This is a genomic window from Bacillus sp. UNC438CL73TsuS30, assembly GCF_000482325.1.
Taxonomy (GTDB): Bacteria; Bacillota; Bacilli; order Bacillales; family Cytobacillaceae; genus Neobacillus.
Genome location: NZ_KI535299.1, coordinates 149,309 through 158,563 on the forward strand (window position 1 = coordinate 149,309; position 9,255 = coordinate 158,563).

A 9,255-nucleotide genomic window follows, 5' to 3' on the forward strand; every position below is an offset into this window, starting at 1 on the left:
GTACATTTCTATTGCCAGTGAAAGCCCTTTACCTGATATTGTTGGTAAAAAAGTTCTTCTGAGGTTTTGCGAAAATTTCCTATTTAGCCGCAACAATTTCCATTTACTATCTATCCTTACCGCCATCTAATAACAGTTTGTCATGGATTCCATCTTTTTTGTTAATACCTTTTATTACTTCATTCGATTATAATTCAATTAACAAATATATTACTATTTTTATATAAATTGGGAGGGGTTAGGGATGGAATCATTTCAAACTAAAGAGAACAATTGGGATGCGAATTTATATGATAGTAAGCATTCCTTTGTTTCAAAATATGGGAATAGCTTAGTTGAATTGTTAAATCCACAACAAGGGGAAAAAATACTTGATCTTGGTTGTGGAACAGGAGATTTAGCCAATAAATTATATGAGTTTGGAGTAGAAATTGTTGGCGTAGACAAATCACAAAATATGGTGGAACAAGCAACCCGTAAATACGCACAAATACAGTTTAGGGTTCAAGATGCCACAAACTTAGACTATAATAACGAGTTTGATGCAGTGTTTTCTAATGCTACACTTCATTGGGTTCAACCTGCAATCCAAGCATTACATGGTATTTATAAAAGCTTAAAACAAGGTGGAAGATTTGTTGCTGAATTTGGAGGAAAAGGAAATGTTCAAGCGATAACGGATGAAATCATCTTACAAATAAAAGAAGCAGGGTTTGAATTTAATAAGGAACAATTTCCTTGGTTTTATCCAAGTATTGCTGAGTATTCGACTTTAATGGAAGAAGCAGGATTTAGAGTAACTTTTGCTCAACATTTTGATAGACCAACTCCATTGGATGGAGTGAATGGGTTAAAAAACTGGATTGAAATGTTCGGAAATCATTTGTTTGATGGTATACCTGATCATTCAAGAGATGAAATAGTAACAAACGTGGAAAATAATTTAAAAGGTGTTCTGTACAAGGACGGTAATTGGATTGCTGATTATAAAAGAATTCGTGTAATTGGAGTAAAATAGGTTCTTAATTGGTTAATGAAAAGATACCTGAAAAATTTTAGCCCAGGAACAGCTCCAGACGTTATTTACCTCTTCGAGAATATGTTATAATAAAAGCTGATAACAGTATTGGGAGGAACACTATTTTTATGTCAGTCGAAATAGGCAGCAAAGTACAAGGTAAAGTAACAGGCATCACTAATTTTGGAGCATTCGTAGACTTACCAGATGGAACAACAGGTCTTGTGCATATCAGTGAAGTTGCGGATAGCTATGTAAAAGATATTAATGACCATCTCAAGGTAGGAGACCAGGTTGAAGTAAAAGTGATTAGTATGAAAGACGGAAAAACTTCCTTGTCCATTAAAAAAGCGATAGATAGACCTGAAGGACAAACCTCTTCTTATTCACAACAACGCCCACCACGCTCGGGCAGAGGTGATAGCCGTTCCAAAGACTTTCGTCCAAAAGGTCAATTCAAACCGAAGGAAAGTTTTGAAGATAAAATGGCTCGTTTTTTAAAGACGAGTGAAGAGAATTTGTCTACCCTTAAACGAAACACCGGAGCAAAACAGGGCGGCAGAGGCGGAAGACGAGGATAATCATCATTCTTTTTCTTCATTGAAATTAATGAAAGCTATTTTCTCTCTAAGTAGAAAATAGCTTTCACTTCATTCCGTTCAATTCGATAAAACCTTCATTACAGACCTCATCCCTACATCGTTTGGATTAATAAAATTTCATCTATAATGGGAATTTCTTTATTCAATATAGTTAAGAGATTTTCTTCGATTTGATTGTCAATCTCACAAACCGTTATCGCCGAACCATTGATTTTTGAACGTTCATTCGCCATACGGGCAATATTTAACCCTTTTTGATAAAGTGATCCTGATAACTCGGCAATAACCCCTTTTCGATCCGTATGACGGATTACAAGTGTTGGTCGTTCTCCGGAAAACTTTAACGGGTAATCATCCAATTCCTGAACTTCTACTTTGCCACCGCCTAACGAACTGGCCAATACCTTTACCGTTCGCGTTGCTCCTGATAATTCAACTAGCACTGTATTCGGATGGTAACTTCCCATCACCCGCTTCGTAAACTCGTATTGTAATCCATTTTCTTCGGCAATCGATTTTGCATTTGGAATGCCTTCATCCATGGTTGTTAACCCAAGAACCCCTCCCAATAAGGCTAAATCTGTGCCATGACCTTGATAGGTTTCGGCAAAGGAACCCATCAGGGAGAACTTTGCAAATAATGGTTTTTCGTTTAACAGCTGGCAGGCTATGTTGCCAATTCGGACAGCACCTGCAGTATGTGAACTGGATGGCCCGACCATGACAGGGCCGATAATTTCATAGGCGCTTTGATATTTAGCCGGCCCGCAGCTGCTTGTCGGTTCACTGAAAATCTGCGCCTTCAATTTTTGACCTGTAGGGGTGCCAGCTAGACCGCCAATCCCGGTTTCCCTCAGCGATTCAGGCATTTGCTGCCCGACTTCATGCATGACATGAATCACCTCATCAGGTGGAATAATGCTGACCACCCCTGCCAACGCCATATCTGCAGCAGCCTGCGCGGTAATCGCGTGTAATCCGTTCCGAACGATACATGGAATTTCCACTAGCCCGGCGACCGGATCACAAACGAGTCCCAGTGAATTTTTTAAAGCAATTCCAATGGCATTTCCAACCTGCTCTGGAGTGCCTCCGGCAAGCTCAACTAAAGTGCCAGCTGCCATCGCGGTTGCTGAGCCAATTTCCGCCTGGCATCCGCCGGCAGCTCCTGATATCGAAGCTTTATTAGCAATCACCAAGCCAAGGGCAGAGGCAGTGAACATCGACAGTACGATTTGTTCTCTTGGGAATGTTCCGCTATCCAGAGCGTGAACGAGCACTGCCGGCAAGATTCCCGCTGAACCTGCAGTCGGTGTTGCGACAATCCGCCCCATTGCGGCATTGACTTCTGATACGGCAAGCGCATTGGCTGCGGCATTTAATGTCATGGGATTGATAAAGGATTTTCCTTTTTCGGCATATTGGTGAAGACGATACCCATCACCACCGGTCAAGCCGGTACGTGACATCACAGCACTTGTCGTCCCTTTGCGGACAGCCTCTTCCATTACCGTAAATTGCTCGGCCATTTTTTCGATAATCTCTTCCCGTGAAATGTTCTTTTGCTGTATTTCCGTTTGGATCATTAATTCAGCAATCGTTATGTTTTGCTGCTTTGCCAGTTCAATTACTTCCCTTAAACTCATGAAAGACATCATACCACTCCTTAAAAGGAGACGGTTCCCGTGCCCGAAGCATTTGAACCGTCCCCCCTTTTCATCCTTTGTTTACTTTATATTAAACCGCTTTTGGTTTTGTGCCTTTTTCGTTATCAGCATCGTCTAACGGTACGCGTTTTTCCATTTTTAACAGATAAAAAATACCTGTCATGAGAGCGAGGAATGCAATTCCCACGATTAACGGGATGCGCGTGCTTGGATTGATAAACATTCCGACTAGGACCACTAGTAAAAAGAGAATCGTAGCATAGTTGCTGTACGGTGCAAAGGGCATTTTAAATGGATGTTTTTCCATTGCATCAGCATTTACTTTTCTAAATTTGATTTCACTAATGAGCAGTACAAACCATGGAATCATTCCTGGAAGTACACTCGCACTGTATACATACACGAAGATCGATGGCGGTGCAACAAAGCTCAACACAACGCCAAGGAGTAAGCCGATTAAAACCGTTATGGTTGAATAAACAGGAACTTTATTTTCCGATAATTTGGCAAAAATCTTTGGTGCCTGTCCATTTTTCGCCAATGCGTAAAGCATCCGTGTGGCGCTGAAGATGCCGCTGTTACAGCCGCTCATTGCTGCCGTGATCACAACAAAATTGATAATGCCGGCTGCAGCCGTAATTCCGATTTTGGCAAAAACTGAAACGAATGGGCTTCCAATTTGATTGAGCTGGTTCCAAGGGTAGACCGTTACAATAACAAAGATCGCACCGATATAGAAAATTAAAATACGCCAAACGGTTGTTTTCACAGCATGTGTGATGGTTTTCTTCGGATTTTCAGCTTCCCCGGCTGTAATCCCAATCAGTTCCACTCCTTGATAAGCGCCGATTACGATGGAAAGGGCAAAAAAGAATCCTTTAAAGCCACCGGTGAAAAAGCCGCCATTTTTCCAAATGTTCGAAAATCCTATTGCATGTCCGCCATTCCCGAAGCCAAAGAGAATAATGCCAATACCAGCAATAATTAACAAGATAATCGTTAATACTTTAATTAATGAAAACCAGAATTCAAATTCACCAAAGTTTTTAACCGAAATCATGTTGGCAACGCCAAGAATCAACATTGCAACTACCCCAGGGATCCATGTTGGCAGATGTGGGAACCAATAATTCATATACGAACCAACTGCGATGATTTCCGACATGCCGACAATAATCCATTGGAACCAATAGCTCCAAGCTGTCAAATATCCAGCTAAAGGATGGATATATTTATTGCCGAGGTCAGCAAACGAACCAGTAGTTGGTTCCAAATATAGCATTTCCCCCATCGAGCGCATAATGAAAAATAGGAAGAGACCGGCAACTGCATAGGCAATCATCACGGATGGGCCCGTCCATTTAATCGTACTGGCGGATCCCATAAATAACCCAACCCCGATGGTACCACCCAAAGCAATCATTTGGATATGACGCGATTTAAGGCCACGCTTTAATTCCTGGTTTTTTGACATAAACTGCCCTACTTTCCCTCATTGGATTTTTTACTCTACCTTCTTAATGTTATTCTTTCTTTTAAACCAATACAGGTTCCCCAAATGGAACACCCAATTTTCTCCCTAAGTTTTCGAGCATGGATTTTGTCATACGGTCTAAATCGTACCGCGGGTTAAAATCCCATTCCTCTTTGGCTGCGGCCGCATCAATGCTGTTTGGCCAAGAGTCGGCAATTTGCTGCCGGACTGGATCTACCTGATAATCCATCGTAAACTCTGGTATAAATTTTCTGATGGAAGCGGCAATTTCTTCAGGCTCAAAACTCATGGCTGTAATATTAAAGGCGTTTCGATGTATTAATTTCGATGAATCCGTTTCCATTAATTGAATAATTGAATCAATCGCATCCGGCATATACATCATATCCATGTAAGTGCCTTTCGCTATATAGGATGTGTATTTTTTGTTTTTTAACGCTTCATAGAAAATATCAACCGCATAGTCTGTCGTTCCTCCACCGGGAAGAGTTTTGTAAGAAATCAATCCCGGGAAGCGGACGCCACGGGTATCAACACCAAATTTTGCAAAATAATAATCACAAAGTAATTCAGCGCTTACTTTGGTGACACCGTACATCGTGTTTGGCCGTTGGATTGTATCCTGTGGTGTAAGGTCTTTTGGCGTAGATAGACCAAAGGCTCCTATCGAGCTTGGTGTAAAGAACTGTGCATGGGAATTCCGCGCCACCTCGAGCGCATTCATCAATCCGCCCATATTAAGATTCCAGGCAAGTTGCGGGTTTTTCTCTGCTGTTGCCGACAGCAGCGCTGCCAAATGGATAATCGTATCAATCTGATAGTCATTGACCAGTTTCTGCATTCTCTCGCCATCTAGCACATCCAATGTATCAAATAAACCATTTTCCACGACTGGGTTGCCATTAACATGACGGATATCAGTGGCAATGACATTTTCCTCTCCGTACAGTTCTCGCATTCTCATCGTTAACTCTGAACCGATTTGGCCTAAGCTTCCGGTCACAAGAATTTTTTTCATCGTAACAACCTCCATTAATACACTTTTCAATAAAAACTTACATCGCTTTCAGAATAAGATGAATTTGAATTGTAAACGTTTTCATATGTTAAGTTTAAATCGAATTTTGTCGATATACATTCCTATATTTGTTGTGTGTACCCCTTATATTTGCCCTTCTTCACAATTTCGTCAAAACTAACAACAAAAAAAGACCATTAAGTTTTAACTTAATGGCTTTATTTCAAAGAGATGAAAAGCATTAAAGGTCAGAGTGGATTGTAAATAAAGCTCCGATTCCACTTTTTCCTCATAAATTTGCAAATTAGGGTGGGTTCCCTGCTTAATATAAGAAATAATCTCCTGGTCGTAAATATCCTGATGCTGCAGATTTATCCAGTTAATATAAAATTCACCGTTATTTTGATCAAGGATGTGCCTGCGAATTTGATAACGCCCAGGCGGAAGGCCTGAAATCACCACTTTCTTTTCCTTTGTAATGGAATGCAAAAAGAAGCTTTCGACCGAATAAGAGGGATTGATATAGGAAGGGTTATAAACGGCTAATTGGTACCCATTTTCTCCCATTGCCATTACAAAATCCGAGCCTTCCGCTAAAATTCGCAAGGTCATTTTTGCCATTAGTTGAAGATTAAAATAAGCTGGGCGTTTAATCTGATAATAATACAGGAGGGCAATTCCATTCATGGCAATATGGTCTTGATCCAGATTATTTTTTTCCAATGAGTGGGTATCAATCCAGAACCCCAAACCGGATATTTCCTTCATCGCATCCAACATTTCTTTAAAAATAAGGGCAGAACGGAAAAAAGTGCCGCTCAAATCCATCGTATTTCCATAAAGTGTATTCCAATCGGTAAGAAAAATTGGAATCTCCTCTAAACCCACAGACGCTAGACTTTCCTTTAATTTGCTGATTTCTTTCTTTACATAATTTTTTACTCCTTCAAAAGTATGATTATCCATATCGGTAAAATCCACTTCTTCATTCGGATTGCAAGTGAAGCAGATCAGCTCGCATCTGTCGGAAATTTGGTTTATAAATTCAGCAGCAGGAACGGAAATAGCCTTTCTTAAGGAAAACGGCATATGGAGGCCTATTTTTGCGGCAGGAGCCCGCTTTTTTACAGTTCGATAAAAATCTTGATAAAAGCTCTTTGCTGTTTCGCCGCATTCCGTGAAAACCAGTTCAAATCGCCATTTGCCTACAAAATCGCTGCCAAAATAACAAAGACTATGCTGTAAAAATTCATCAAGCTTCTTAAGGTATTCAAACCTGCTTGCCACTTCCTTTTCAACTTCCACACGAATGAAAGGAACCAACCTTAATTGTTGAAAAAGGCTGAATAAGGCATCCACCTGATAAAATTGACCTCCTATTTGATAGAGGGGCGTTGTCATCGCAAAACTGTCCGAAAAAAGGTTCGTAAAATAAATATATTCAAATCCAAGTTCCTCTTGGATTAGCTTTAATTCCGCCTTCACTTCTTCATTCAAAGCATATTCCAGTTGCCCAATTACGAGTAACTTTAAGGCTTTTTCTCTGATAAAAATGGGCTCAAGCGGCAAGTCTACATGTACCGCTGAAGCAGTCGGTTCCATCGGTGTGGTGCTCTTCTCATTTCCTGAAATATATTTACTGATTTCCATTAAAAAGTTGGGCGATTGCAGTAATGTATATTGTTCGGTTTCATGTTTCACTTCCTCGACATCCATCGGTTCCACTTTATGCAGGCTGCGATATTCAGTAGGCGTTTGCTGGTACATTTCTTTAAAAGCCATATTGAATGCCTTTACATTGGGAAAACCACAATTCTCAGAAATCTGGGTAATATTATGGCCGCTATAAAGCAGCTCTTGCACCGCTGATTTCAAACGGACATTTTTGAGATATTGGGAGAAACTAACCCCAACTTCCTGCTTGAAATAGCGGGACAAATAGTAAAGAGACAAATACTGTTCTTTGGCAATTTCCTTCAATGATATCGGTTTGCGATAATTTTTTTCGATAAAAGCTAGGATCTCTCTAATTCTTTCATCCTTCATTTCGGTGAATTGATTACTTCCAGGTTGTGTAGTTTTAAAATTTCGAATCAACAGTGTAACTAATTGAAAAATCAGTCCGTTAATCTCGATTTCATTTCCATCCTGCTTTTGGTAATAGGCAATCAAAATCTTTGCCATTAGTTGGCGAATTTGATCATAAAGCAGATACATCCCGTTATCCTCTTTGGATGAGTTGCAGTTAAAATGACACTCATGAATATTCAGATAAAGCGGCTTGATTAGATCTAAGGGAATTTGTAACGATAAGACCACATTCTCCTTATTCCCCTTAATAGAATGTAGATCATTGGCGTTAATCAGCAGAAGATCATTTTCAGCTAAATGGCAGGAATGTTGATTGACCGTAATCTCAATTTCTCCCCTTATCACTAGAAGAATCTCGATTCCTAAATAAATATGCGGAGAATAATATTCAATGTTTTGTAAACTTATTTGATAAGAATGATCTTTTATTGACTGGTTCATGAACATCCACCTTAGGACAGATTAAAAATGTGCAATTCGCATTAAGAATAGACTAGCGCCATTAACCATAGTTACTGTATATTTGTTGGCCACACGATTAAGTATAGACTTTAACACGCTAAAAACAAAAAAGGTCAATACCTTGATTGCTCAAAGCATTGACCTATAAGGGTTTACCCTTTTGAGTGATACCGGTGGTCGGGGTCGAACCGACACTCCTTACGGAACACGATTTTGAGTCGTGCGCGTCTGCCAATTCCGCCACACCGGCAAAATAAAACAAACAGGGGTAGTAGGAATCGAACCCACACTGAAGGTTTTGGAGACCTTAGTTCTACCTTTAAACTATACCCCTAAGTTATCGAAAGTTATTTTCGCTAACTCGAAAAAACTATGGTGGAGGGGGACGGATTCGAACCGCCGAACCCTGAGGGAGCGGATTTACAGTCCGCCGCGTTTAGCCACTTCGCTACCCCTCCATCTATAAAAAACAATAAAATAATGGCGGAGGAAGAGGGATTCGAACCCCCGCGCGGTTTAACCCGCCTGTCGGTTTTCAAGACCGATCCCTTCAGCCGGACTTGGGTATTCCTCCACTATTTTAAAAATAATATGGTAGCGGCGGAGGGGATCGAACCCCCGACCTTACGGGTATGAACCGTACGCTCTAGCCAGCTGAGCTACACCGCCATATTTTAATTATTAAGCCAAAATCTGTTATGGCGCGCCCGAAAGGAGTCGAACCCATAACCTTCTGATCCGTAGTCAGACGCTCTATCCAATTGAGCTACGGGCGCATTGATTGAAAAATAGTTTTACTTTGCAAAAAAACTTGGTGCCGAGGACCGGAATCGAACCGGTACGGTAGTCACCTACCGCAGGATTTTAAGTCCTGTGCGTCTGCCAGTTCCGCCACCCCGGCA

6 protein-coding genes and 7 tRNA genes are annotated in these 9,255 nt (G+C 40.7%); 2 read left to right on the forward strand and 11 right to left on the reverse strand.

Annotated features, from left to right (window positions below; genetic code table 11):
• Positions 1 to 244: 244 nt before the first annotated feature.
• Both M028_RS0127700 and M028_RS0127705 read left to right on the forward strand, forming a co-directional pair.
• Positions 245 to 1,018, forward strand: a complete 774-nt coding sequence (locus tag M028_RS0127700) for a class I SAM-dependent methyltransferase (protein ID WP_026576744.1) — start codon at positions 245 to 247, stop codon at positions 1,016 to 1,018.
• 128 nt (positions 1,019 to 1,146) lie between these two features.
• A complete protein-coding gene (locus M028_RS0127705; protein ID WP_026576745.1) occupies positions 1,147 to 1,599 on the forward strand; it encodes a S1 domain-containing RNA-binding protein in 453 nt (150 codons plus the stop codon).
• Positions 1,600 to 1,712: 113 nt separating this feature from the next.
• Here the strand turns inward: M028_RS0127705 and sdaAA are convergent, their stop codons facing one another.
• The 11 genes from sdaAA to M028_RS0127760 form a co-directional block, all read right to left on the reverse strand.
• Entirely contained in the window at positions 1,713 to 3,275 is a 1,563-nt protein-coding gene (gene sdaAA, locus M028_RS34135) for an L-serine ammonia-lyase, iron-sulfur-dependent, subunit alpha (RefSeq protein ID WP_026576746.1), read from the reverse strand.
• A gap of 82 nt (positions 3,276 to 3,357) precedes the next feature.
• Entirely contained in the window at positions 3,358 to 4,761 is a 1,404-nt protein-coding gene (locus M028_RS0127715) for an amino acid permease (RefSeq protein WP_026576747.1), read from the reverse strand.
• Positions 4,762 to 4,822: 61 nt separating this feature from the next.
• Complete coding sequence (locus M028_RS0127720) at positions 4,823 to 5,800, reverse strand: L-threonine 3-dehydrogenase (protein ID WP_026576748.1); 978 nt, start codon at positions 5,798 to 5,800, stop codon at positions 4,823 to 4,825.
• Between the two features lie 204 nt (positions 5,801 to 6,004).
• Positions 6,005 to 8,332, reverse strand: coding sequence for a helix-turn-helix domain-containing protein (locus M028_RS0127725; protein ID WP_026576749.1), 2,328 nt, complete (start codon positions 8,330 to 8,332; stop codon positions 6,005 to 6,007).
• Positions 8,333 to 8,521: 189 nt separating this feature from the next.
• Positions 8,522 to 8,603, reverse strand: a tRNA-Leu gene (locus M028_RS0127730).
• A gap of 13 nt (positions 8,604 to 8,616) precedes the next feature.
• Positions 8,617 to 8,687 (reverse strand) — tRNA-Trp (locus M028_RS0127735).
• Positions 8,688 to 8,726: 39 nt separating this feature from the next.
• Positions 8,727 to 8,811 (reverse strand) — tRNA-Tyr (locus M028_RS0127740).
• A gap of 23 nt (positions 8,812 to 8,834) precedes the next feature.
• Positions 8,835 to 8,927 (reverse strand) — tRNA-Ser (locus M028_RS0127745).
• An 18-nt stretch (positions 8,928 to 8,945) separates the two neighbouring features.
• Positions 8,946 to 9,022, reverse strand: a tRNA-Met gene (locus M028_RS0127750).
• 30 nt (positions 9,023 to 9,052) lie between these two features.
• Positions 9,053 to 9,129 (reverse strand) — tRNA-Arg (locus M028_RS0127755).
• Between the two features lie 36 nt (positions 9,130 to 9,165).
• Positions 9,166 to 9,254 (reverse strand) — tRNA-Leu (locus tag M028_RS0127760).
• Position 9,255: the final 1 nt, after the last annotated feature.

Bases quoted from the DNA above. Each gene is read 5' to 3' on its own strand.
- M028_RS0127700 (WP_026576744.1), top strand. From the start codon at position 245: ATGGAATCATTTCAAACTAAAGAGAACAATTGGGATGCGAATTTATAT.
- M028_RS0127705 (WP_026576745.1), top strand. From the start codon at position 1,147: ATGTCAGTCGAAATAGGCAGCAAAGTACAAGGTAAAGTAACAGGCATC.
- sdaAA (WP_026576746.1), bottom strand. From the start codon at position 3,275: ATGTCTTTCATGAGTTTAAGGGAAGTAATTGAACTGGCAAAGCAGCAA.
- M028_RS0127715 (WP_026576747.1), bottom strand. From the start codon at position 4,761: ATGTCAAAAAACCAGGAATTAAAGCGTGGCCTTAAATCGCGTCATATC.
- M028_RS0127720 (WP_026576748.1), bottom strand. From the start codon at position 5,800: ATGAAAAAAATTCTTGTGACCGGAAGCTTAGGCCAAATCGGTTCAGAG.
- M028_RS0127725 (WP_026576749.1), bottom strand. From the start codon at position 8,332: ATGAACCAGTCAATAAAAGATCATTCTTATCAAATAAGTTTACAAAAC.